General features: G+C 42.1%; 19 protein-coding genes. All 19 read left to right on the plus strand.

Going from position 1 to position 25,449, the window contains the following annotated elements:
- Positions 1-16: 16 nt before the first annotated feature.
- The 19 genes from dxr (at position 17) to pnp (ending at position 25,395) form a co-directional block, all read left to right on the plus strand.
- Positions 17-1,168, plus strand: a complete 1,152-nt coding sequence (gene dxr, locus NST01_RS08130) for a 1-deoxy-D-xylulose-5-phosphate reductoisomerase (RefSeq protein WP_019744167.1) — start codon at positions 17-19, stop codon at positions 1,166-1,168.
- A gap of 6 nt (positions 1,169-1,174) precedes the next feature.
- A complete protein-coding gene (gene rseP, locus NST01_RS08135; protein ID WP_007499546.1) occupies positions 1,175-2,440 on the plus strand; it encodes an RIP metalloprotease RseP in 1,266 nt (421 codons plus the stop codon).
- 80 nt (positions 2,441-2,520) lie between these two features.
- Positions 2,521-4,218 carry a proline--tRNA ligase gene (locus NST01_RS08140; protein ID WP_048002824.1) on the plus strand — a complete coding sequence of 566 codons (1,698 nt, stop codon included), beginning with the start codon at positions 2,521-2,523 and terminating at the stop codon, positions 4,216-4,218.
- 75 nt (positions 4,219-4,293) lie between these two features.
- A complete protein-coding gene (locus tag NST01_RS08145) occupies positions 4,294-8,607 on the plus strand; it encodes a PolC-type DNA polymerase III (RefSeq protein WP_048002823.1) in 4,314 nt (1,437 codons plus the stop codon).
- A gap of 420 nt (positions 8,608-9,027) precedes the next feature.
- Positions 9,028-10,878 carry a glycoside hydrolase family 9 protein gene (locus NST01_RS08150; protein WP_341041752.1) on the plus strand — a complete coding sequence of 617 codons (1,851 nt, stop codon included), beginning with the start codon at positions 9,028-9,030 and terminating at the stop codon, positions 10,876-10,878.
- 17 nt (positions 10,879-10,895) lie between these two features.
- Positions 10,896-13,004 carry a glycoside hydrolase family 48 protein gene (locus NST01_RS08155; protein WP_048002821.1) on the plus strand — a complete coding sequence of 703 codons (2,109 nt, stop codon included), beginning with the start codon at positions 10,896-10,898 and terminating at the stop codon, positions 13,002-13,004.
- Between the two features lie 79 nt (positions 13,005-13,083).
- Positions 13,084-14,310, plus strand: a complete 1,227-nt coding sequence (locus NST01_RS08160) for an endo-1,4-beta-xylanase (RefSeq protein ID WP_148780424.1) — start codon at positions 13,084-13,086, stop codon at positions 14,308-14,310.
- Positions 14,311-14,330: 20 nt separating this feature from the next.
- Complete coding sequence (locus tag NST01_RS08165) at positions 14,331-15,461, plus strand: glycoside hydrolase 5 family protein (protein WP_019744171.1); 1,131 nt, start codon at positions 14,331-14,333, stop codon at positions 15,459-15,461.
- Between the two features lie 241 nt (positions 15,462-15,702).
- On the plus strand, positions 15,703-16,176 hold the full coding sequence (gene rimP, locus NST01_RS08170; protein ID WP_008344744.1) for a ribosome maturation factor RimP: 474 nt from the start codon (positions 15,703-15,705) through the stop codon (positions 16,174-16,176).
- 32 nt (positions 16,177-16,208) lie between these two features.
- Positions 16,209-17,324 (plus strand): transcription termination factor NusA, encoded by a 1,116-nt coding sequence (nusA, locus tag NST01_RS08175; RefSeq protein WP_007499530.1) that lies wholly within the window; start codon positions 16,209-16,211, stop codon positions 17,322-17,324.
- Positions 17,325-17,339: 15 nt separating this feature from the next.
- Positions 17,340-17,624 (plus strand): RNase P modulator RnpM, encoded by a 285-nt coding sequence (gene rnpM / locus NST01_RS08180; RefSeq protein WP_008344742.1) that lies wholly within the window; start codon positions 17,340-17,342, stop codon positions 17,622-17,624.
- On the plus strand, positions 17,617-17,919 hold the full coding sequence (locus NST01_RS08185; protein WP_007499528.1) for a YlxQ family RNA-binding protein: 303 nt from the start codon (positions 17,617-17,619) through the stop codon (positions 17,917-17,919). Before rnpM ends, NST01_RS08185 begins: the two co-directional genes overlap by 8 nt.
- 19 nt (positions 17,920-17,938) lie before the next feature.
- Positions 17,939-20,059, plus strand: coding sequence for a translation initiation factor IF-2 (infB, locus tag NST01_RS08190; RefSeq protein WP_007499526.1), 2,121 nt, complete (start codon positions 17,939-17,941; stop codon positions 20,057-20,059).
- Positions 20,056-20,334, plus strand: a complete 279-nt coding sequence (locus tag NST01_RS08195; protein ID WP_017359071.1) for a DUF503 domain-containing protein — start codon at positions 20,056-20,058, stop codon at positions 20,332-20,334. The genes infB and NST01_RS08195 overlap by 4 nt, the downstream gene beginning before the upstream one ends.
- A 17-nt stretch (positions 20,335-20,351) precedes the next feature.
- Complete coding sequence (rbfA, locus tag NST01_RS08200; RefSeq protein ID WP_007499525.1) at positions 20,352-20,702, plus strand: 30S ribosome-binding factor RbfA; 351 nt, start codon at positions 20,352-20,354, stop codon at positions 20,700-20,702.
- Between the two features lie 68 nt (positions 20,703-20,770).
- The gene (truB, locus tag NST01_RS08205) at positions 20,771-21,700 is read left to right on the plus strand and encodes a tRNA pseudouridine(55) synthase TruB (RefSeq protein WP_025207343.1); all 930 of its coding nucleotides are present in this window, start codon (positions 20,771-20,773) and stop codon (positions 21,698-21,700) included.
- A gap of 18 nt (positions 21,701-21,718) precedes the next feature.
- Positions 21,719-22,669, plus strand: coding sequence for a bifunctional riboflavin kinase/FAD synthetase (gene ribF, locus NST01_RS08210; RefSeq protein ID WP_025207344.1), 951 nt, complete (start codon positions 21,719-21,721; stop codon positions 22,667-22,669).
- Between the two features lie 155 nt (positions 22,670-22,824).
- The gene (rpsO, locus tag NST01_RS08215) at positions 22,825-23,094 is read left to right on the plus strand and encodes a 30S ribosomal protein S15 (RefSeq protein WP_008354438.1); all 270 of its coding nucleotides are present in this window, start codon (positions 22,825-22,827) and stop codon (positions 23,092-23,094) included.
- Positions 23,095-23,277: 183 nt separating this feature from the next.
- Positions 23,278-25,395, plus strand: coding sequence for a polyribonucleotide nucleotidyltransferase (gene pnp / locus NST01_RS08220; RefSeq protein WP_007499522.1), 2,118 nt, complete (start codon positions 23,278-23,280; stop codon positions 25,393-25,395).
- The last annotated feature ends 54 nt before the right edge of the window (positions 25,396-25,449 follow it).

Consider the following 25,449-nt stretch of genomic DNA (forward strand, 5'->3'; position numbering starts at 1 on the left):
GAGAAGGAGTGGCAATTTGAAATATATTTCGCTATTAGGCGCAACAGGATCAATTGGAGAACAAACATTAGATGTGATCAGGCAGCATCCAGACAAATTCAAGTTGAAAGCGATGACGTTTGGCCGAAATATAGACAAGGCCATCCCTATCATTGAACAATTTCAGCCTGAATTCGTTGGATGTGTAGACGAAGAGACCTATCGCACGTTAAAAGGTCATTCATTTCAATACGATGTCAAAATGGCTGCGGGTGATGAAGCGAACATCGAAGCAGCGACCTATGATGCAGTGGATGTTGTGGTCAATGCACTGGTAGGAAGTGTCGGACTTGTGCCGACATTAAAAGCCATTGAACAAAAAAAGACGATCGCACTTGCAAATAAGGAAACACTTGTGACAGCTGGTCATATAGTAAAAGAGTACGCCAAAAAGTATGACGTGCCATTACTTCCTGTCGATAGTGAACACTCCGCTATTTTTCAATCCCTGCAAGGTGAACAAGCTAAAAACATTGAACGCTTAATCGTCACAGCTTCAGGCGGCAGTTTCCGAGATAAAAAACGCACGGAGCTTGAAGGTGTCACGGTTGAAGAAGCGCTGAATCATCCAAACTGGTCCATGGGCGCAAAAATCACGATTGATTCAGCGACCATGATGAATAAGGGGCTTGAGGTGATTGAGGCGCATTGGCTGTTTGATATCCCATACGATCAAATTGATGTGCTGTTACATAAAGAGAGCATCATCCATTCCATGGTGGAATTCCATGACAAAAGTGTCATGGCTCAGTTAGGTACACCTGACATGAGGGTTCCGATTCAATACGCGCTCACTTACCCTGATAGAGCGCCATTAAAAGAAGCGAAATCATTAAACCTTTGGGAGATTGGACAATTAAATTTCCAAAAAGCGGATTTTGACAGGTATCGCTGCTTACATTTTGCTTATGAATCAGGTAAAATAGGAGGGACAATGCCTACTGTGCTTAATGCAGCCAATGAAATTGCTGTTGATGCATTTCTAAAAGGCAAAGTAACGTTCCTGCAAATTGAAGAATTGATTGAAAAGGCACTGAACAGACATCATGTGATTTCAACGCCTAGTTTGCAAGATATCCATGAAGTGGACAAAGATACACGAGACTTTGTTCAATCAATCCTCGCATAAGGTGGTATGTTCGTGAATACAGTGATTGCGTTTATTATTATTTTTGGAACGCTCGTTTTTTTCCACGAGCTTGGCCATTTAATTATGGCGCAGCGCGCAGGCATTTTATGCCGCGAGTTCGCAATTGGTTTTGGACCGAAGATTTTCTCCTTTAAACGAAAAGAAACCGTCTATACCATCAGACTTCTGCCAATCGGCGGATTTGTTAAAATGGCTGGAGAAGATCCTGAAGTCATTGAAATTAAACCGGGTCATACAGTGGGGCTCTTATTCAATGAGCAAAATGAAGTAGAAAAAATCATTTTAAATGATAAAGAGAAATATCCTGATGCACTTGTCATTGAAGTTGAACAAATTGATTTAGATCATGCGATGAGAATTTCAGGATATGAGGCTGGAAATGAAGACATCCTTACTGGCTACAATGTAAGCCAAACAAGCTTCTATATTGCAGATGGTGAAGAAATTCAAATTGCACCATACAACCGTCAGTTTGGTTCAAAAACAGTATGGCAGCGCATTAAAGCCATTGCAGCTGGACCGATTATGAACTTTATCTTGGCATATGTGATTCTTGTGGCTTTAGGATTTATTCAAGGTGTAACCGTGGATGATCCTGTACTTGGTAAGCTGACAAAAGACGGCCGGGCAGCGCAAGCTGGGCTTATGCAGGGAGATCATATCGTTTCAATTAACGGGGATAAAATGAATTCTTGGACAGACGTTGTTCAAACGGTTCAAAAAAACCCAGATAAAAAAATGAATGTCGTCATTGACCGAGATGGCAAAGAAAGCACCATTCAGGTTGTACCGGAAGCTGTGAAGGCAGAAGGAAAAACCATTGGCCGTTTTGGCTCTTATCCGCCAACGGAAAATGGCTTTCTCAAAGTCATTTCATCCTCAGGCACTACAGTGATATCTACAGCAGGTCTCATCTTAACGAACTTGCAAAAGATTGTCACAGGGCAATTTTCGTTAGATATGCTTGCAGGTCCTGTTGGAATATATGACATGACAGGAGAAGTAGCGAAACAAGGTGTGTTAACATTAATGCAGTTTGCTGCGTTTCTTAGTATCAACTTAGGGATCGTGAATTTATTACCGATTCCTGCATTAGACGGAGGAAGATTACTTTTCCTATTCGTTGAAGCCATTCGCGGCAAACCAATTAATCGTGAGAAAGAGGCACTTGTTGTCTTCATTGGTGTTGCGTTCCTCATGCTATTAATGCTAGTAGTGACATGGAATGACATCCAGCGATTATTTTTATAAAAACCATTCTCTCTTGTTTCTCATTCTGGGAAACAAGAGTTTTTGTGAGAAGTCCTATTTCTTAAATGAGGTGTAACGACATGAGACAATCCCTGACTTTCATTCCAACTCTTCGAGAGGTGCCGGCAGATGCTGAGGCAAAAAGTCATCAGCTATTAGTAAGAGCTGGATTTATTAGACAAAACACGAGCGGTATCTATCATTATTTGCCGTTAGCACATAAAGTGATTCAGCACATTCAATCCATTGTTCGCAAGGAAATGGAAAAGGCGGGAGCAGCTGAACTGTTAATGCCAGTGCTGCAGCAAGCAGAAATGTGGCAAGAGTCAGGAAGATGGTATACATACGGTCCAGAACTCATGCGTATGAAAGATCGTCACGGCCGCGAGTTTGCACTTGGCCCAACACACGAAGAAGTGATCACATCACTCGTACGCAGTGAAGTAAAATCGTATAAAAAGCTTCCTTTGACACTATATCAAATCCAATCTAAATTCCGTGATGAACAAAGACCTCGCTTTGGGTTATTGCGCGGACGTGAATTTATTATGAAGGACGCCTATTCATTCCACTCTTCACCAGAGAGCCTTGATGACACATACAACAAAATGTTTACAGCTTACTCGAATGTCTTTTCAAAAGTAGGTCTTAACTTTAGACCCGTCATTGCCGATTCTGGGGCAATGGGAGGAAAAGATACACATGAGTTTATGGCACTGTCAGAAGTAGGAGAAGATACAATCGCATACTCTGACACATCTTCCTACGCTGCGAACATTGAAATGGCTGAGGTTGTGTATCACGGAGAAGAAGCAAACCCTGCGGACTTCAAAGAACTTGAGAAAGTACACACGCCGCAGGTAAAGACGATACAAGATGTTGCGGCATTCTTAGAAGTCGCTCCTTCTACATGTATCAAATCTGTCTTGTTTAAAGCGGACGATGCGTATGTACTTGTCCTGACAAGAGGCGATCATGAAGTAAATGATGTGAAAGTGAAAAACTTAGTTGGAGCACAGCTTGTTGAGCTTGCTTCACGTGAGGAAGTACTAGACGTGATCGGAACAGAACCAGGATTTGTTGGACCAGTGAAGCTTGAAGCGGAAGTAACGATTTATGCAGACCACGCTGTAAAAGGAATGACAAACGCAGTTGTAGGTGCAAATGAATCGGATTATCACTATGTCAATGTTAATCCTGCTCGTGATCTGTCAGTGAAGGAATATACAGATCTTCGCTTGATTCAAGAAGGAGACGTTTCTCCAGATGGTGAAGGCACAATCCAGTTCGCAAAAGGAATTGAAGTAGGACAAGTCTTTAAACTAGGCACGCGTTATTCAGAGGCAATGGATGCAACATACCTCGATGAAAATGGACGTGCGCAGCCAATGATCATGGGCTGCTATGGCATCGGAATTTCTAGAACTCTTTCTGCGATTGTTGAACAGCATCATGATGACAAGGGGATTATTTGGCCAGAAACAGTTGCGCCATATGATCTTCATCTACTTGCCTTAAATATGAAAAACGATGCACAAAAGGAACTGGCTGAAACGCTGTATGAGCGTTTACAGGAAGAGGGCTATGATGTCCTTTTCGATGACCGCCAAGAGCGTGCAGGCGTTAAATTTGCCGACAGTGACTTAATTGGACTGCCAATTCGCATTAGCTGCGGGAAACGTTCAGAAGAAGGTATTGTCGAAGTGAAATTCAGAAAATCAGGTGAATCACACGAAGTATCTGTTGATGAACTGATTTCATTTATACGCCAAGCATAAAAAACGAACAAAAAAATGAAGGTACCTCCTGCAAAAAAGAGGTACCTTTCTGATTTGCAAAAGGAGGGTCCTGTCTTGGATGAACAATTACCGATTACCCGGCGGCAATTTCATATATTACTCAATCAGATTCAAATGACAGATGATGACCTCAGTCGTTACTTTGAAGAAGGCGAGATCGTCAAATTGACGGTGCATAAGGCGGCAAAAACGTGGCATTTCCTTTTTAAATTTAAGGCACTTTTGCCTTACCAAGTATATGCAATGTTTTTAAGCAGGCTGACAAATGCATTTTCTCATATTGCACAAGTTACTTGTACGATTGAAGTCAATGATCCGCACATATCTGAAGAGCTCGTTCAATCGTATTGGTCCCATTGTGTGGAAGAGCTTCAAGGGATTTCTCCCCCAATCATCAGCTTGCTTCAACAGCAAAAACCAGCGCTGTCTGGACATAAGATCATCATCAAAACAAAAAGCGAAACTGAGGCTCTAGCCATCAAGAAGAAATATAGCCCAATGCTTCAGGCTGCATTTAAACAAGTTGGTTTTCCAGAACTTCAATTTGATACAGAAATTTTTGTATCAGATCAAGAGATTCAGAAGTTCAGAGAACAAAAACTTGCTGAAGATCAAGAAAGAGCCATGCAAGCCCTTGTTGAGATGGAGAAGAAGGAAAGTGAGGATCAAGAGGAAGCTCCTTCTGGCCCTCTGATGATTGGCTATCAAATCAAAGACAATGAAGAAATACGTACGCTTGATAGTATTATGGACGAAGAAAGACGAATCACCGTCCAAGGGTACGTGTTCGATGCAGAAACGCGCGAACTAAAAAGCGGTAGAACCCTTTGTATCTTTAAAATTACCGATTATACGAATAGTATTTTGATCAAAATGTTTGCGAGAGAAAAAGAAGATGCTCAGCTCATGAAATCCTTGAAAAAAGGGATGTGGGTCAAAGCAAGAGGAAGCATTCAAAACGATACGTTTGTGAGAGATCTTGTCATGATCGCAAATGACGTCAATGAAATGAAACCTCAGCTGAAAGAAGATACTGCACCTGAGGGAGAAAAGCGTGTTGAGCTTCATTTGCATTCGCCAATGAGCCAGATGGATGCTGTCACTGGCATCGGTAAACTTGTTGAACAAGCAAAAAAATGGGGGCATGAGGCCATTGCCCTGACAGATCACGCCGTTGTACAATCCTTTCCAGATGCGTATGCAGCAAGTAAAAAGCATGGCATCAAAATGATGTACGGGGTGGAAATCAATTTAGTCGACGACGGGGTACCGATTGCGTATAATCCAGAGCACCGCTTGTTAGAAGATGCGACGTTTGTCGTATTTGATGTTGAGACAACAGGACTCTCTGCTGTGTATGATACGATCATTGAGCTTGCAGCCGTGAAAATCAAAGGCGGGGAAATCATTGACCGCTTTGAGGCATTTGCAAACCCTCATCATCCGTTATCAGCAACAACCATTGAACTAACCGGTATCACGGATGACATGGTGAGAGATGCACCAGATGTGGTCGATGTTGTTCGGGATTTCAAAGAGTGGATTGGACAAGATATCCTTGTTGCTCACAATGCAAGCTTTGATATGGGCTTTTTAAATGCAGCATATAAGCGACTGTTAAAAACAGATAAAGCGTCAAACCCTGTCATTGATACACTAGAACTCGGCCGATTCCTTTATCCTGAATTTAAAAATCACCGGCTGAACACGCTGTGTAAAAAGTTCGATATTGAACTCACGCAGCATCACCGGGCGATTTATGATGCAGAAGCAACTGGTTACCTCATGCTGAAGATGCTAAAAGATGCGGCTGAAAAAGAGATTGCCTACCACGATCAATTGAATGAAAACATGGGGCAGTCCAATGCGTATCAGCGCTCACGTCCTTACCATGCAACGGTGATTGCACAAAATGAGACGGGTCTAAAGAATTTATTTAAGCTTGTTTCACTTTCCCATATTCATTATTTCTACCGCGTGCCGCGTATCCCGCGCTCACAGCTTGAGAAATATCGAGAAGGATTAATTGTTGGGTCTGCTTGTGATAAGGGTGAAGTGTTTGAAGGGATGATGCAGAAGTCACCTGATGAGGTAGAAGACATTGCCGCATTTTACGACTATTTAGAAGTTCATCCGCCAGAAGTGTATCAGCATTTACTCCAGCTGGAGCTTGTTCGGGATGAACGTGCATTAAAAGAGATCATCACAAACATTGTAAAACTTGGTGAAAAACTGAATAAACCAGTCGTGGCGACTGGAAATGTGCACTACCTGCATCCAGAAGACAAAATTTATCGCAAAATCTTAATTTCATCACAAGGCGGGGCGAATCCACTCAATCGTCATGAACTGCCAAAAGTTCACTTTAGAACAACTGATGAAATGCTAGAAGCCTTCTCTTTTCTTGGAGACGAGAAGGCGAAAGAGATTGTCGTGACGAATACGCAAAAAGTATCTGAGATGGTTGAAAGTATTAAACCAATCAAAGACGATCTTTATACACCAAAAATCGAAGGTGCAGATGAAGAAATTCGGGAAATGAGCTATAACATGGCTCGCAGCATCTACGGTGACGATTTACCGAAAATTGTAGAAGACCGGATCGAGAAAGAATTAAAGAGTATTATTGGTCACGGTTTCGCTGTTATTTATTTAATTTCTCATAAGCTTGTTAAGAAATCACTTGATGATGGATATCTAGTTGGTTCAAGGGGATCAGTTGGTTCATCCCTCGTTGCAACATTAACAGAGATTACAGAAGTGAACCCGCTTGCGCCGCACTATGTATGTCCAAGTTGCAAGCACTCTGAGTTCTTTAATGATGGATCGGTTGGCTCAGGATTTGACCTTCCTGATAAAGACTGTCCTGAATGCGGCACACCGTATAAAAAAGACGGACACGATATTCCGTTTGAAACGTTCTTAGGTTTTAAAGGAGATAAAGTGCCCGATATCGACTTGAACTTCTCAGGAGAATATCAGCCGATTGCCCATAACTATACGAAAGAGCTGTTTGGTGAAGAGTATGTATACCGCGCAGGTACAATCGGTACCGTTGCAGAAAAAACGGCATATGGTTATGTGAAAGGCTACGCAGGAGATCATAACCTTCATATGAGAGGTGCTGAAATTGACCGGCTCGTACAGGGCTGTACGGGCGTCAAACGGACAACGGGCCAACATCCAGGCGGTATTATCGTCGTGCCGGATTATATGGACATTTACGATTTCTCACCAATTCAATATCCAGCAGATGCGACAGGTTCTGATTGGAAAACGACGCATTTTGATTTCCATTCAATCCATGATAACTTGCTGAAACTAGATATTCTTGGACACGATGATCCAACGGTCATTCGGATGCTTCAGGACTTGAGCGGAATTGACCCAAAAACGATTCCGACAGATGATCCTGAGGTCATGAAAATCTTCCAAGGAACGGAACCTCTCGGGGTCACAGAAGAACAAATTGGATGTAAAACGGGAACACTTGGGATCCCAGAGTTTGGCACAAGGTTTGTTCGTCAGATGCTTGAAGATACAAAACCGACCACCTTCTCGGAGCTTGTTCAGATCTCTGGTCTATCTCACGGTACAGATGTATGGCTCGGCAACGCCCAAGAGCTGATTCATAATAAAACGTGTGAACTAAGCGAAGTGATTGGATGTCGTGATGATATTATGGTCTATCTGATTTATCAAGGGTTAGAGCCGTCACTTGCCTTTAAAATTATGGAATCTGTTCGTAAAGGGAAGGGACTTCCTCCTGAATGGGAAGAAGAAATGAAGAATAATAACGTACCGAACTGGTACATTGATTCTTGTAAAAAGATTAAATACATGTTCCCTAAAGCCCATGCGGCTGCTTATGTATTAATGGCTGTTCGGATTGCTTATTTCAAGGTGCACCATGCACTTCTGTACTATGCGGCTTATTTTACCGTTCGTGCTGATGATTTTGATATCGAAACGATGACAAAAGGATCGAATGCGATTCGAGCGGTCATGGACGATATTAACTCAAAAGGTCTTGATGCATCACCGAAAGAGAAGAACCTATTAACTGTACTAGAGCTTGCACTTGAAATGTGTGAAAGAGGCTATCACTTTAAAAAAGTAGACCTATACCGATCAAGTGCCACTGAGTTTATCATTGATGGAGACGGGCTAATCCCGCCATTCAACTCCATCCCTGGACTCGGAACAAACGTTGCGTTAAATATTGTACGCGCACGCCAAGATGGTGAATTCCTTTCAAAAGAAGATTTACAAAAACGAGGAAAAGTGTCTAAGACCATCCTTGAGTATTTGGATCGTCAAGGCTGCTTAGAAGCACTTCCTGATCAAAACCAGCTTTCTTTGTTCTAATGTGAAAAATGAAGAGCGCCCTTAAAGGGCGTTCTTTTTATATATACAATAAATTTATTATGTAAACTAAAATATTTTAACTGGAATTATTTTCTTGTTGGTTCATATATCTTGATTTAACGTCGTGTTTTGAGAGAAGAGATTGTATGTCATTCTTTCTACCCAAATAGAGCAAAAAAGAGAATTTAGCCGTCTGAAATGTTCTCATACGACATATGATCATTTTGGGTACAGTCACATGAAGAATCAGGAGAAAACCTTCGGTGAGCGTCAAGCTGATGGCTGTTTACTATGCACATTTTTGAAACACGCTTGATTCTTTTCAACACTGTACAAAACACGTACGGAATGACAAGGAGGTGGTCATTTTTTGTTCAATGTTTCACGTTTAAGAAAAAAGAAGGGGTGAGAAGTAGGTACATGTCAGATTACAACTATGTAGAGGTGCTTCAAAAATCCATTTTGTTTTACGAAGCCCAGCGTTCCGGAAAGCTTCCTGAAAGCAATCGTCTTAACTGGCGAGGGGATTCTGGACTAGAGGATGGGAAAGATGTTAGTCATGATTTAACAGGCGGCTGGTACGATGCTGGTGATCATGTGAAGTTCGGACTTCCGATGGCTTACTCGGCAGCCGTGCTTGCATGGACAGTCTATGAATACCGAGAAGCTTACGAAGAGGCAGAGCTGCTTGATGATATGTTAGATCAAATCAAGTGGGCAACCGATTATTTTTTGAAAGCCCATACAGGTCCAAATGAATTTTGGGCACAAGTAGGCGATGGGAACGCGGATCATGGCTGGTGGGGTCCAGCAGAAGTGATGCCGATGAACCGGCCGGCATTTAAAATTGATGAACATTGTCCAGGAACAGAAGTAGCCGCCCAAACCGCAGCCGCTTTAGCAGCAGGTTCAATTATTTTTAAAGAAACTGATGCGCCTTATGCAGCAAAGCTTCTCACCCATGCAAAGCAGCTTTATGCATTTGCTGACCAATATCGCGGTGAGTATACAGATTGTGTCACCAATGCGCAGCCATTTTATAACTCTTGGAGCGGCTATATGGATGAGCTCATTTGGGGTGGAATATGGCTGTACTTGGCGACAAATGACCAGACCTATTTAAACAAAGCACTAAAAGCAGTAGAAGAATGGCCGAAGGATTGGGACTATACGTTTACGATGTCGTGGGACAATACCTTTTTTGCTTCGCAAATTTTACTTGCGAGAATCACAAAGGAGAAAAGGTTTATCGAATCGACGGAGCGTAATCTCGATTACTGGTCGACGGGTTTTGTTCAAAATGGAAAAGTAGAAAGAATCACTTATACGCCTGGCGGACTAGCGTGGTTAGATCAATGGGGTTCACTTCGTTATACAGCAAATGCTGCATTTTTAGCGTTTGTGTACGCAGATTGGGTCTCTGATCAAGAAAAAAAGAATCGATACCAAACGTTTGCGATCAGGCAAACACACTATATGTTAGGGGATAATCCGCAAAATAGAAGCTATGTCGTTGGGTTTGGCAAAAATCCGCCGATGCATCCACACCATCGAACTGCACATGGCTCATGGTCTAATCAGCTGACAACTCCTTCTTCTCATCGGCACACGCTTTATGGAGCGCTTGTTGGTGGGCCTAATGCACAGGATCAGTATACCGATGACATCTCTGACTATGTATCAAACGAGGTAGCAACAGACTATAATGCCGCCTTTACTGGAAATGTAGCCAAAATGGTGCAGCTGTTTGGTCAGGGGCAGTCAAAGCTGCCGAATTTTCCGCCTAAAGAAAAAGTGGAAGATGAGTTTTTTGTAGAGGCAGCTGTCATGAGTAACGATACAACATCTACTCAGATCAAAGCCATTCTATACAATCGATCAGGCTGGCCGGCAAGAAGTAGTCAATCACTTTCTTTTAGATATTATGTCAATCTGAGCGAGATATTTGCGAAGGGATTCACTGATAAAGATATTCAAGTGACAGCTGTCTACAATGAAGGCGCTTCCTTATCTCCGTTAACGGTGTATGACGCATCATCCCATATCTATTTTACAGAAATCGATTTTACTGGCGTAGCTATTTTTCCAGGAGGCGAATCGCTTCATAAGAAGGAAATACAGTTCCGGTTATCTGCGCCAAATGGTGCGAATATATGGGATGCCTCAAATGATTATTCCTTTCAAGGATTAACATCCAATATGCAAAAAACAGCGAGAATTCCTGTTTTTGATCAAGGTGATTTAGTATTTGGTACGCTTCCGAATAAATAAATATAAAGGGTGAGGACATGACAAATAAAGAACGGTTTTTAGCGCTTTATCATCAAATGAAAAACGAGACGAATGGATATTTTTCAAAAGAAGGCATTCCGTATCATTCCGTTGAGACACTCATTTGTGAGGCACCTGATTACGGGCATATGACAACTTCAGAAGCTTACAGCTACTGGTTATGGCTTGAAGTATTGTATGGGCATTACACAGGCGATTGGAGCAAACTAGAAGCGGCTTGGGATAATATGGAGAAGTTTATCATTCCAGTAAACGAAGATGGACATGACGAACAGCCGCATATGAGCTCTTACAATCCATCTAGCCCAGCCACATACGCTTCAGAAAAACCATATCCAGATCAATATCCGAGCCAGTTGACGGGTGCTCGCCCTGCTGGTCAAGATCCAATTGATCATGAACTGAGGTCAACTTACGGAACGAATGAAACGTATTTAATGCACTGGCTTCTTGATGTAGACAACTGGTATGAATATGGGAATTTGCTCAATCCATCACATACAGCCGCATATGTAAACACATTCCAGCGGGGGCCGCAAGAATCCGTATGGGAGGCCATCCCTCATCCATCACAAGATGATAAAACGGCCGGAAAGCCCAATGAAGGTTTCATGAGCTTGTTCACAAAAGAAAATCAAGCGCCAGCCGCCCAGTGGCGCTACACAAATGCGACGGACGCTGATGCACGTGCGATACAGGCAATGTATTGGGCAAAGGAACTTGGCTATAATGGTTCAGCCTATCTTGATAAAGCGAAAAAGATGGGGGATTTCCTTCGTTACGGAATGTACGATAAATATTTTCAAACAATTGGAAGCGGCAAGCAAGGTAATCCGTATCCTGGAAATGGAAAAAGTGCATGTCATCACTTAATGGCATGGTATACCTCTTGGGGCGGGGGACTTGGAGAATATGCGAATTGGTCATGGCGTATCGGAGCGAGCCATTGTCATCAAGGGTATCAAAACCCAGTCGCTGCCTACGCTTTATCCTCAGATAAGGGAGGCTTAAAGCCATCGTCACCGACTGGTGCAAGTGATTGGGAAAAGACGTTAAAGAGACAGCTTGAATTTTACGTCTGGCTTCAATCAAAAGAGGGAGCGATTGCAGGAGGTGCTACCAACAGCTGGAATGGAGACTATAGCGCTTATCCAGCAGGAAGAAGCACATTTTATGATATGGCTTATGAAGATGCGCCTGTTTACCATGATCCTCCGTCCAATAACTGGTTTGGAATGCAAGCATGGCCGATTGAGCGTGTAGCAGAGCTTTATTATATCTTTGCAAAAGATGGCGACAAAACATCTGAAAATTTCCAAATGGCCAAATCTGTCATCACAAAATGGGTCAACTATTCACTAGATTATATTTTTATTGGCACTCGTCCTGTGTCGGATCAAGATGGGTATTTTTTAGATGGTCAGGGTCAAAGGATTCTAGGGGGGACAAATGTTGCTGTTGCTACGACGAGTGCACCTGGAGATTTTTGGATTCCTGGGAATATAGAATGGAGCGGCCAGCCTGACACTTGGAGCGGGTTCCAATCTGCAACAGGTAATCCAAATTTAACGGCAGTTACAAAAGATCCTACTCAAGATACTGGTGTACTGGGCAGTCTAATCAAAGCACTCACATTCTTTGCTGCTGCAACACAGAAAGAGACAGGAAACTACACAGCACTTGGCATAAGAGCAAAAGAGACAGCGGCACAGCTCCTTGAGGTCGCTTGGAATTACAATGATGGTGTAGGGATTGTGACAGAGGAAGACAGAGAAGACTACCACCGTTTCTTTAAAAAAGAAGTGTACTTCCCAAATGGCTGGAACGGAACATTTGGTCAAGGAAATCAGATTCCTGGTTCCAGCACCATTCCTTCTGACCCGCAGCGAGGAGGTAACGGAGTGTATACGAGCTTTGCAGATCTTCGTCCGAAAATCAAGCAAGACCCAGCTTGGTCAGCCCTGGAGAGTAAATATCAATCATCTTTTAATGAAGCAACAGGCAAATGGGAAAACGGAGCGCCAAGTTTCACCTATCACCGTTTCTGGTCGCAAGTTGATATGGCTACGGCTTATGCAGAATACCATCGTCTCATAAACGAATAGAACGTAGTACAGCTGCCGGCTTTTTTAGTCGGCGGTTTCCTAATAAGATAAATGAAATGAAAGCAAAGGTGATGTCATCATGGTTAATAAGAAAGAATTTATGAATCATTCATCGAATGGCGGATCACAGGAACAAGAAAATCAAAGCTGGAGAAAAGAAGCAAATAATCGAATCTTACAACATAGACAAAGAGAGCTTGTCATAAACGTCATCAATAAGGAACAAAAGCCAGTTGCCGGAATAGAGGTGGAAATAAAACAAATCAGACATGAATTTGCATTTGGTTCAGCAATGAATGACCAAGTTCTATTCAATCAAACGTATGCTGATTTTTTTGTTCAACATTTTAATTGGGCTGTGTTTGAAAATGAGGCAAAATGGTATGCAAATGAGCCTGAAAGAGGGAAAATAACCTACGAAAAAGCAGATGCCATGCTGAATTTTGCCAATAGACACCAAATTCCAGTGAGGGGGCACGCCTTATTTTGGGAGGTAGAGGATGCCAATCCAAACTGGCTGAAATCATTACCGAATCATGAAGTATATGAAGCCATGAAAAGGCGGCTTGAGCATGCAGGCAATCATTTCAAAGGGAAATTCCGTCATTGGGATGTAAACAACGAAATGATGCATGGTTCATTTTTTAAAGACCGGTTTGGGAAACAGATTTGGAAATGGATGTATGAAGAAACGAAAAAAATTGATCCTCAAGCCTTGCTGTTTGTCAATGATTATAATGTAATCTCATACGGCGAACATCACGCATATAAAGCACATATCAATGAACTTCGTCAGTTGGGGGCACCAGTTGAGGCCATTGGAGTTCAAGGTCACTTTGAAGATCGAGTGGATCCAGTTGTTGTAAAACAAAGACTAGATGTGCTTGCTGAGCTTGGTCTACCGATATGGGTGACAGAGTATGACTCTGTTCATCCGGATGCCAATAGACGAGCGGATAACTTAGAAGCTTTATATCGGGTTGCCTTTAGTCATCCAGCCGTAAAAGGTGTGCTGATGTGGGGATTTTGGGCGGGTGCTCATTGGAGAGGTGAGCACGCAGCCATCGTGAATCATGATTGGTCGTTAAATGAAGCAGGCAGGCGTTATGAAAAGCTTCTACAGGAGTGGACGACACAAAGAGTGGAAAAAACAGATGCGAATGGCCAAGTGACATGTCCAGCGTTTCACGGGACGTATGAGATTCGAATTGGTGAAGAAAGTAAAATGTTGCAGCAGCAGACGATTGAACTTGATTCAACTAAACAAACACCGCTTCAACTAGATATCATCGTACCAGTAGAATAAGAGATTGTGAGGAGAATGAAATGAAAAAATGGGTTCAACAGGTGGCTTGTTTTATGCTGCTGATCACTTTATGGGCGGGTTGGTTCACTCTGACCGTAAAGGCCTCCTCCTATGTGCAAACATCTGGTACACATTTTGTATTGAACAACCACCCATTTTACTTTGCTGGCACAAATAATTATTATTTCCATTACAAATCAAAAAAGATGGTAGATGCTGTTTTTGACGATATGAAGGCAATGGATTTAAAGGTTATTCGTATTTGGGGATTTCACGATGGTACCCCTCAAGAAAACTCAGTCTTACAATCTCGTCCAGGTGTTTATGAAGAATCCGGTTTTCAAAAACTAGACTATGCGATTTATAAAGCAGGGCAGGAAGGAATCAAGCTGGTCATCCCACTCGTGAACAATTGGGATGACTTTGGCGGGATGAATCAATATGTGAAGTGGTTTCAGGCAGGGTCACATGATCACTTTTATACAGATCCTCGGATTAAAACAGCTTACAAAAACTATGTGCGCTATGTATTAGAGAGAACCAATACGTACTCAGGTGTTCAATATAAAGATGATCCTGCTATTATGACATGGGAGCTCGCCAATGAGCCGCGCGCTCAGTCAGACCCTTCGGGAGATATACTAGTAAACTGGGCAGATGAAATGAGTGCATGGATCAAATCAATCGACTCGAATCATCTTGTTGCTGTAGGAGACGAAGGGTTCTTTCGCATGACAGGTCATGATGATTGGTTTTACAGTGGAGGAGAAGGTGTTGATTGGGATCGTTTGACTGCTCTCCCTCATATTGATTATGGAACCTATCATTTATACCCAGATCACTGGAATCAGTCTGCTGCATGGGGAGTGAAATGGATCAAAGATCATATCACCCGAGGAAACGCAATCGGAAAACCTGTTGTATTAGAAGAGTTTGGCTATCAAAATCAAGCAGCCCGTCCTGATGTATATGATAGCTGGCTGAAGACAATTGAACAGCTCGGAGGCGCAGGTAGCCAATTTTGGATTTTAACAAGCATTCAAGACGATGATTCCCTCTACCCGGATTATGATGGTTTTCGAGTTTTAAAGGAGAGCCGGGAGGCAGGAATTATTCGTGAACACGCCAAAAGAATGAATGAAAAGAACTGATGAAGAATGCCTGTTTATAAGGAACTTCATTTGCATAAAAAAATTGGATATGGTATAGTTTTTATGGAAATGCTAACGATTACCGAGACAAGAGTGGGGAAACCCGCTCTTTTGTATTGAACAGGCAATTTTTGTCTCGACATTATTCATCCGTTTTCTGCTCCCCCTGCTCACAATAAAGCAGGGTTTTTATGCAGAATGATTGATAAGAGCGTTTATCGAAAGCACAAGGAGGAAGAGAATGAGCAAAAAAGTAGTGGATATCGTAAGCGACATGGTGCAGCCAATTTTAGATGGCTTACAGCTTGAACTCGTTGATGTTGAATTTGTCAAAGAGGGTCAAAACTGGTTCCTTCGCGTATTTATTGACTCTGATAAAGGCGTCGATATCGAGGAGTGTGCCAAAGTGAGCGAAGCCTTGAGCGAAAAGCTTGATGAGGCAGATCCAATTAGCCAAAACTACTTTCTTGAAGTGTCCTCTCCTGGAGCGGAGCGCCCATTAAAGAAAAAAGCTGATTTTGAAAAAGCACTTGGAAAAAATGTTTTCATGAAAACATACGAACCAATTGATGGTGAAAAGGCATTTGAAGGTGAGCTTACAAGCTTTGATGGTGAGATTGCAACAGTGACAGTGAAGATCAAGACAAGAAAGAAAGAGATCAATATTCCATACGAAAAAATTGCTAACGCAAGATTAGCAGTTTCGTTCAATTAACCTTTTCATTGATATAAGGGGGAACCATAAAAATGAGTAGTGAGTTGTTAGATGCCCTGACTGTTCTTGAGAAAGAGAAGGGCATTAGTAAAGAAATTATTATTGAAGCGATAGAAGCTGCACTCATTTCTGCATACAAGCGTAATTTTAATCAAGCACAAAATGTGCGTGTTGATTTAAACCGTGAAACGGGAACGATTCGCGTATTCGCAAGAAAAGATGTTGTAGATGAAGTGTATGATTCTCGCCTTGAAATCTCTGTAGATGATGCAGCAAATATCAACCCGAATTACATGGTTGGTGACGTGGTTGAAATTGAAGTCACACCAAAAGATTTCGGACGCATTGCAGCTCAGACAGCGAAACAAGTCGTGACGCAGCGAGTGAGAGAAGCAGAGCGAGGTGTGATTTACACTGAGTTTATCGATCGTGAGGAAGACATCATGACGGGAATCGTTCAGCGAATTGACAGTAAATTCATTTACGTGTCACTTGGCAAAATCGAAGCCCTTCTTCCGGTCAACGAACAAATGCCAAATGAGGACTACAAACCACATGACCGCATTAAAGTGTTCATTACGAAAGTAGAAAAAACAACAAAAGGACCACAAATTTATGTATCAAGAACACACCCAGGTCTTTTAAAGCGTTTATTTGAAATCGAAGTGCCAGAAATTTATGATGGTACTGTAGAGCTTAAATCTGTCGCTAGAGAAGCAGGGGACCGTTCTAAAATATCTGTTCGTACAGATGATCCTGATGTTGATCCAGTTGGTTCTTGTGTTGGACCTAAAGGTCAGCGTGTACAAGCAATTGTCAATGAGCTGAAAGGCGAAAAAATTGACATTGTTCATTGGTCGAATGACCCGGTTGAATTTGTTGCCAATGCGTTAAGTCCATCAAAAGTTCTTGATGTCATTGTAAATGAAGAAGATAAGGCGACAACTGTCATTGTCCCTGATTATCAGCTGTCATTAGCCATTGGTAAAAGAGGTCAAAATGCGCGTCTTGCAGCGAAATTAACGAGCTGGAAGATTGACATTAAAAGCGAAACAGATGCAAGAGAACTCGGTATTTTCCCAAGAACTGAAGACTCTGAATCTCTTTTCTTAGAGGCTGAACCAGTAGCTGAGGAATCTGACGAATAAGAGGTGATATAAAAGGTGAAAAGCCGAAAAAAAATCCCGCTTAGAAAATGCGTCGTGACGGGAGAAATGAAACCAAAGAAAGAACTGATTCGCGTTGTTCGTTCAAAAGAAGGTGAAGTGTCTGTTGACGCAACCGGAAAAATGAACGGGCGCGGCGCTTACCTTTCTCTCGATAAAGAAACCATTCTTGCGGCGAAGAACAAACGTAGTTTACAGCAGCAATTTCAGACACAGATTGACGAACACATTTTTGAAGAATTACTAGAACTAGCTGAAAAGGTGAAAAAACCTAATGACTGAATCTGAATGGTATCCTTTGCTTGGTCTAGCAAATCGAGCTCGTAAAGTCGTGTCAGGAGAAGATCTGGTGATCAAAGAAATTAGACATGCGCGTGCTAAGCTGGTTCTTCTTGCAGCAGATGCCTCATCCAACACAGAGAAAAAGGTATCTGACAAATGCAAATTTTACAATGTTCCGGTTAGAAAAGTTGAAGACCGTTCCGTTCTCGGACGTTCTATAGGGAAGGAAGCTCGCGTAGTTGTCGCTGTCACTGACCAAGGCTTCGCTAAGAAGCTCATAAGCTTGCTCGATTAATTTATTTGGGGGTGAACGAATGGCTAAAGTGAGAGTATATGAATACGCAAAAGCCATAGATGTTTCAAGTAAAGATATTATAGCAGCGCTTAAGGATATGAACGTGGAAGTGAACAACCACATGGCGACGCTTGAAGACGACACTGTGAAAAAGCTAGACGCTATCTATAAAAAAGCCAAAGCAAAAGAGACAGCTAACGAGAAACCCGCAGAACAAAAAAAACAATCATCTAACAAAAACAATGATAGAAAGAAGAATGACGTGCAGAATAATCAATTTAATAAAAACAAAAAAAACAACAACCAAAACAAAAACAAAAATAAACGCGGCGGCAACAACAAGGCGCAGCATCAGCAAGCAAGACCTGTGAAGCCGAAAAAAGAGCTTCCTGAAAAAATTGAATTTACAAATTCAATGACAGTCGGCCAGCTTGCTGACGAGCTTGGCAAAGAAACTGCTGAAATCATCAAAAAACTGATGATGCTTGGTGTCATGGCTACGATCAACCAAGAGCTCGATAAAGATACAGTCGAATTAATTGCTTCTGAATATGGTGTTCCAGTAGAAGAAGTCATCATTTTAGAAGAAACTGAACTTGAAAAGTATGAAGTTGAAGATAAAGAAGAAGATATGCAAGTACGCCCTCCAGTCGTAACGATCATGGGACACGTTGACCACGGGAAAACAACGCTTCTTGACAGCATTCGTAAAACGAAAGTTGTTGAAGGCGAAGCGGGTGGAATCACGCAGCATATTGGTGCATACCAAATTGAAGAAAACGGTAAGAAAATCACGTTCCTTGATACACCAGGACACGCAGCTTTCACTACGATGCGAGCACGCGGTGCTGAAGTAACAGATACGACGATCTTGGTCGTTGCAGCAGATGATGGTGTCATGCCGCAAACGATTGAAGCGATCAACCACGCAAAAGCGGCAGAGGTGCCAATCATTGTGGCTGTCAATAAAATTGACAAACCAACAGCGAACCCTGACCGCGTGATGCAGGAATTAACTGAGCATGGTCTTGTACCTGAGGCTTGGGGCGGCGAAACCATTTTCGTTCCTTTATCTGCAAAAACAGGCGAAGGCATTGACGAATTGATCGAAATGATCCTTCTTGTCAGCGAAGTAGCAGAACTAAAAGCCAACCCAAATCGTGCGGCAAAAGGAACTGTGATCGAGGCTGAGCTTGATAAAGGAAGAGGTTCTGTTGCAACCCTTCTCGTTCAAACTGGTACACTTCAAGTAGGTGACCCAATCGTTGTCGGAAATACATTTGGCCGTGTACGTGCAATGGTCAATGACATCGGACGCCGCGTGAAAACAGCAGGACCATCTACACCTGTTGAAATCACTGGTTTAAATGATGTACCGCATGCAGGGGATCAGTTCCTCGTATTCAAAGATGAAAAAACAGCTCGTCAAGTCGGTGAGGCGCGTGCATCTAAACAACTTGATGAACAACGTTCAGACAAAGCGAAATTATCTCTCGATGACCTATTTGAGCAAATCAAACAAGGTGATGTGAAAGATATCAACTTAATCGTAAAAGCAGACGTACAAGGTTCTGCTGAAGCACTGACGGCAGCTCTTCAAAAAATTGAAGTAGAAGGCGTAAAAGTGAAAATTATCCATACGGGTGTTGGAGCGATTACAGAATCTGATATCATTTTAGCAAGTGCTTCTAATGCGATTGTGATCGGATTTAACGTACGTCCTGATGGCAATGCGAAGAGCACAGCTGAAACAGAAAACGTAGATATCCGCTTACACCGCATCATCTACAAAGTCATCGATGAAATTGAAGCTGCGATGAAAGGGATGCTTGACCCTGAATATGAAGAAAAAGTCATCGGTCAAGTTGAAGTTCGTCAAACGTTTAAAGTATCAAAAATCGGTACAATTGCTGGTGGCTATGTCACTGAAGGTACCATTACTAGAGACAGTGGTATCCGCTTAATTCGTGATGGCGTCGTCATCTTTGAAGGTGAAGTCGACGTATTAAAACGATTCAAAGACGATGTGAAAGAAGTTTCACAAGGCTATGAATGTGGTATTACCATTAAGAAATACAATGATATCCGTGAAGGTGATGTCATGGAATCATTCGTTATGCAAGAAATCGAAAGAAAATGATCGGTTATACCGAGTGTGAGTGTATGATCTATGATGCATCCTCACTGAAGGAAAAACGTGCGGTTCTGCAGCGTATCATGACAAGAACGCGCCATAAATTCAATGTGACCATTGCTGAAATGGACTATCAGGATACATGGCAGCGTACTTCGATCGGAATCGCCGTCATTTCCTCCTCCCGGGTTCAAGTGGAAAAGGAACTTCAGCGTGTGTTAAGCTTTATTGATTCTTTTCCGGAAATTGAACGAACGATCACGAAAACTGAGTGGTTTTAATTAGAGGTGATAAGATCATGAGTATGAGAGCAACCCGTGTGGGTGAGCAAATGAAAAAAGAATTAGGCGACATCCTTGGCAGAAAGCTAAAAGATCCAAGAATCGGCTTTTTGACTGTAACGGATGTTGAAGTATCCGGTGATTTGCAAATTGCTAAAGTCTATATTTCTGTTCTTGGCGACGAGAAGAAAAGAGAGGAAACCTTAAAAGGCCTTGCAAAGGCGAAAGGGTATATCCGCTCTGAAATTGGCAATCGAATCAGACTTCGCAAAACACCAGAACTTCACTTTGAATTCGATGAGTCTGTAGATTACGGTAACCGAATTGAAAGCCTGATTGCTGAACTAAACACAAAAGATCACGAATAAGACGTTGAAATAAGGATAGGCGATGATCGTCTGTCCTTTTTCATCGTTTATGAAAGGAGAGAACGCAGGTGCAAAACGGTGTTCTTTTATTACATAAAGAAAGAGGCATGACCTCTCACGACTGTGTGTTTAAAGTGAGAAAGATTTTACACACAAAAAAAGTGGGACATACAGGGACACTCGATCCAGAGGTTTCAGGTGTTCTGCCTATTTGTATTGGACGAGCGACAAAAATTGTGGAGTACTTAACAGATAAATCGAAAACGTATGATGCGGAAATCACCATTGGATTTTCTACAACGACAGAAGACCAAACAGGTGAAGTAGTAGAAGAAAAAAAGGTGCCGGTACCGATGTCAGAAGATGACATTGATGCTGCGTTGAAACAATTTGAAGGAACCATTGAACAGATCCCTCCGATGTTTTCTGCTGTGAAAATTGGCGGAAAAAAGCTCTATGAATATGCAAGGCAAGGCATTGAAATTGAACGTCCAAGCCGTGAAATTACCATTCATCGCATCGAGCGGACAACACCTGTCACATTTGAAAATGGTAAAGTATCATTTAGATTCACCGTACTGTGTTCAAAAGGCACATATGTGAGAACGTTAGCCGTCGATATCGGAAAAAAACTTGGGTTTCCAGCCCACATGTCTCACCTCATTCGCATAGGATCTGGTGACTTTACGTTAGATGAATGTATCACTCTTGATGAGTTGCGGGAGATCAGCGAGAAAGGAACGGTTGAGGAACATCTTGTGCCGATCGAGCGTGCGCTCAATCATTTGCCGAAATGGGAGATAAATGATACATTAGCAAGTAAAGTGGAAAACGGTGCAGTCCTACCTATGCCTGATGAATTTGCTCATTTTGCAGAGGAAGATCGTGTCGCTGTCTTTGCTCCTTCAGGCCATTGTATGGCGATTTATATGAAGCACCCGACCAAACAGAACCTGATGAAGCCGGCGAAGATTTTATCACAGGACAAGCAATCTTAAAGAAAAGGTGACCATCTCGTGAAGACTATACATATTTCACACCCACATACATTGAATCAAAAGGATCAAGTCCCGTCTGTGATGGCTTTAGGGTATTTTGACGGTGTTCACCTCGGACACCAAAAAGTGATTGATGCAGCGAAAAACATTGCGGAAAAAGAGGGTTTAGCTCTAGCTGTCATGACTTTTCATCCGCATCCATCACATGTTCTGCAAAAAGCACGTGAACCAAAAGACTTAATCACACCGCTTGAGGATAAGATTGATTTTATCGAACAATTAGGTGCTGACTACTTATACATTGTGCAATTCAGCGAAAGCTTTGCAGCACTGTCTCCTCAAGACTTTGTCGATCAATATTTGGACGAACTGAATGTGAAGCATGCAGTCGCTGGTTTCGATTTTACATTCGGCCGGTTTGGCGCAGGCACAATGGAAACGTTTGACGAATACGGGAAAGGGCGGATTGCTGCGACCATTGTACCTAAGCTTTCCAACCAAGACCGGAAAGTCAGCTCGACCCTGATACGTTCCGCATTGAAAAATGGAGACGTTGAATATGTGAGTGAGCTTTTAGGCAAACCGTATCAGCTGCGAGGCATTGTGATTCATGGAGATAAACGAGGACGCACGATTGGCTTTCCAACCGCCAATGTTGGTTTATCTGCTGAATACATCATCCCGCCAACAGGCGTATATGCAGTGAGAGCGGAAGTGAAAGGCAAGGTGTATGACGGTGTTTGTAACGTTGGCTACAAACCAACATTTTATGAAAAACGTCCTGATCAGCCTGCGATTGAAGTGAACCTTTTTGATTTTAACGAAGAAATTTATGGTGAACCGATTAAATTACAGTGGTACAAACGGATTCGCAGTGAACAAAAATTTAACGGTATCCAAGAATTAACGGCTCAAATTAGTCAAGATAAAGAAGAAGCGATTCAGTTTTTTCAAAATCATCTTCATTAAACAAAAAAATCGCAGAAAAACCGCTCTATCATTTGCAAAATCGGCATATTTTTAGTATGATAATTCCTGTAGCTTTAAAACCACTTACTTGGCAGGCCGACTTCACCGACGGTTGCGAGGTAGATGGGGCTAACATGATTTGGAGGTGAAACAGGATGGCTATTACTCAAGAGCGTAAAACTCAATTAATTAATGAGTTCAAAACACACGAATCTGATACTGGATCTCCAGAAGTTCAGATCGCTGTCCTAACAGAATCAATTAACAACTTGAACGAGCATTTACGTACTCATAAGAAAGATCACCACTCACGTCGCGGTCTTTTGAAAATGGTAGGTAGACGTCGTAATCTTCTTACGTATCTACGTAATAAAGACGTAACTCGTTACCGTGAGTTAATTAACAAACTAGGCTTACGTCGATAATCGTAAAAAGCGGGAGGATTCCCGCTTTTTTATCGTATAATCACTAATATTTTATGGTTAAAATGTTGAAAGAATGGCAAAAACCCTTCTACATACAGCTTTCACATTGATATGTGAAAATCATTTTGTTCATAATAAGAAATAACCTAAAAACTTTACGACAAGAGAGGAGTTTATCACAGAATGGGACAAGAGAAACAAGTCTTCACCATAGACTGGGCTGGACGTCAACTGACAGTTGAAACTGGCCAGCTTGCAAAGCAAGCAAACGGAGCGGTTCTCGTACGCTACGGAGATACGGCTGTGCTTAGCTCAGCAACAGCTTCTAAAGAACCAAAACCACTTGATTTTTTCCCGCTCACTGTAAACTACGAAGAAAGATTATATGCAGTTGGTAAAATTCCTGGTGGTTTCATTAAAAGAGAAGGCCGCCCAAGTGAAAAAGCAATCCTTGCGAGCCGCTTAATTGACAGACCGATCCGTCCACTATTTGCAGACGGATTTAGAAATGAAGTACAAGTTATTAGTATTGTCATGAGTGTGGATCAAGATTGTTCATCTGAAATGGCTGCAATGTTTGGCTCATCTTTAGCTTTATGTGTGTCTGACATTCCATTTGAGGGACCAATCGCTGGCGTGACAGTAGGACGAGTAGATGGAAAACTCATCATCAACCCAAATGTTGAGCAGCTTGAACAAAGCGATATCAACCTTGTTGTAGCTGGAACAAAAGATGCAATCAACATGGTAGAAGCTGGTGCTGATGAAGTACCAGAAGAAACAATGCTTGAAGCTATCATGTACGGCCATCAAGAGATCAAACGCTTAATCGAATTCCAAGAAGAAATTGTAAAAGCTGTCGGTAAAGAAAAAATCGATATTCCTTTATATGAAGTCGATCAAGCATTAGCAGAGGAAGTAAAACAACTTGCTGAAGCGGATCTACTGAAAGCGATTCAAGTACATGAGAAGCATGCTCGTGAAGATGCCATCAGTGCTGTGAAAAAAGCTGTCGTTCAAAAATTTGAAGAAGAAGAGCGTGACGAAGCAACGATTAAACAAGCGAAGGATGTCTTAAACAAGCTTGTGAAAAACGAAGTTCGCCGCCTTATTACTGAAGAGAAAGTACGTCCAGATGGACGCGGCGTCGATCAAATCCGTCCACTTTCTTCAGAAGTAGGACTTCTTCCAAGAACTCACGGTTCAGGATTGTTTACAAGGGGCCAAACACAGGCACTCAGTATTTGTACATTAGGTGCACTTGGTGATGTACAGATTCTTGATGGTCTTGGTGTTGAAGAGTCTAAGCGATTCATGCACCATTATAACTTCCCACAATTCAGTGTTGGTGAGACCGGCCCAATGCGTGGTCCAGGCCGTCGTGAGATTGGACATGGTGCGCTAGGCGAACGTGCATTAGAGCCAGTCATTCCATCTGAAAAAGATTTCCCTTATACGGTTCGCCTTGTGTCTGAGGTGTTAGAATCAAACGGTTCTACTTCACAAGCAAGTATTTGTGCGAGCACACTTGCGATGATGGATGCCGGTGTTCCAATTAAAGCACCAGTTGCAGGGATTGCAATGGGACTTGTTAAATCTGGTGAATACTACACAGTGCTGACAGACATTCAAGGAATGGAAGATGCACTTGGAGATATGGACTTTAAAGTAGCAGGTACATCTAAAGGTGTAACAGCGCTTCAAATGGACATTAAAATCGATGGTCTATCAAAAGACATTTTAGAAGAAGCACTTCAACAAGCGAAAAAAGGAAGAATGGAAATTTTAGACAGCATGCTGTCAACGATTCCAGCTTCTAGAGGAGAATTGTCGCGTTATGCACCAAAAATCTTAACGATGACAATCAATCCAGATAAAATTCGCGATGTCATTGGACCAAGCGGTAAACAAATCAATAAAATCATTGAAGATACCGGTGTGAAAATTGATATTGAACAAGACGGTACAATCTTTATCTCTTCTACTGAAGAAGACATGAACCAAAAAGCGAAGAAAATCATTGAAGATCTTGTCAGAGAAGTTGAAGTTGGCCAACTTTACTTAGGTAAAGTAAAACGAATTGAAAAATTCGGTGCCTTCCTTGAAATCTTCAGCGGCAAAGATGGACTTGTTCATATTTCTGAGCTTGCACTTGAACGTGTTGGCAAAGTAGAAGATGTCGTGAAGATTGGTGACGAGCTACTCGTCAAAGTCACTGAGATCGATAAACAAGGCCGTGTGAACCTTTCTCGTAAAGCTGTTTTACGTGAAGAAAAGGAAAAAGAAGAAAAGCAGTCTTAATGAGAACAAATAAAATGTGTTAGAAGCCAGGTATCCGTGCCAGGCTTCTTTCTT

The organism is Bacillus sp. FSL R7-0166 (assembly GCF_038008935.1).
GTDB lineage: Bacteria > Bacillota > Bacilli > Bacillales > Bacillaceae > Bacillus > Bacillus altitudinis.

Coding starts and splice junctions, on each gene's coding strand:
- rseP (WP_007499546.1), top strand. CDS start 1,175: ATGTTCGTGAATACAGTGATTGCGTTTATTATTATTTTTGGAACGCTC.
- NST01_RS08140 (WP_048002824.1), top strand. CDS start 2,521: ATGAGACAATCCCTGACTTTCATTCCAACTCTTCGAGAGGTGCCGGCA.
- NST01_RS08150 (WP_341041752.1), top strand. CDS start 9,028: ATGTCAGATTACAACTATGTAGAGGTGCTTCAAAAATCCATTTTGTTT.
- NST01_RS08155 (WP_048002821.1), top strand. CDS start 10,896: ATGACAAATAAAGAACGGTTTTTAGCGCTTTATCATCAAATGAAAAAC.
- NST01_RS08160 (WP_148780424.1), top strand. CDS start 13,084: ATGGTTAATAAGAAAGAATTTATGAATCATTCATCGAATGGCGGATCA.
- NST01_RS08165 (WP_019744171.1), top strand. CDS start 14,331: ATGAAAAAATGGGTTCAACAGGTGGCTTGTTTTATGCTGCTGATCACT.
- rimP (WP_008344744.1), top strand. CDS start 15,703: ATGAGCAAAAAAGTAGTGGATATCGTAAGCGACATGGTGCAGCCAATT.
- nusA (WP_007499530.1), top strand. CDS start 16,209: ATGAGTAGTGAGTTGTTAGATGCCCTGACTGTTCTTGAGAAAGAGAAG.
- NST01_RS08185 (WP_007499528.1), top strand. CDS start 17,617: ATGACTGAATCTGAATGGTATCCTTTGCTTGGTCTAGCAAATCGAGCT.
- infB (WP_007499526.1), top strand. CDS start 17,939: ATGGCTAAAGTGAGAGTATATGAATACGCAAAAGCCATAGATGTTTCA.
- NST01_RS08195 (WP_017359071.1), top strand. CDS start 20,056: ATGATCGGTTATACCGAGTGTGAGTGTATGATCTATGATGCATCCTCA.
- rbfA (WP_007499525.1), top strand. CDS start 20,352: ATGAGTATGAGAGCAACCCGTGTGGGTGAGCAAATGAAAAAAGAATTA.
- rpsO (WP_008354438.1), top strand. CDS start 22,825: ATGGCTATTACTCAAGAGCGTAAAACTCAATTAATTAATGAGTTCAAA.
- pnp (WP_007499522.1), top strand. CDS start 23,278: ATGGGACAAGAGAAACAAGTCTTCACCATAGACTGGGCTGGACGTCAA.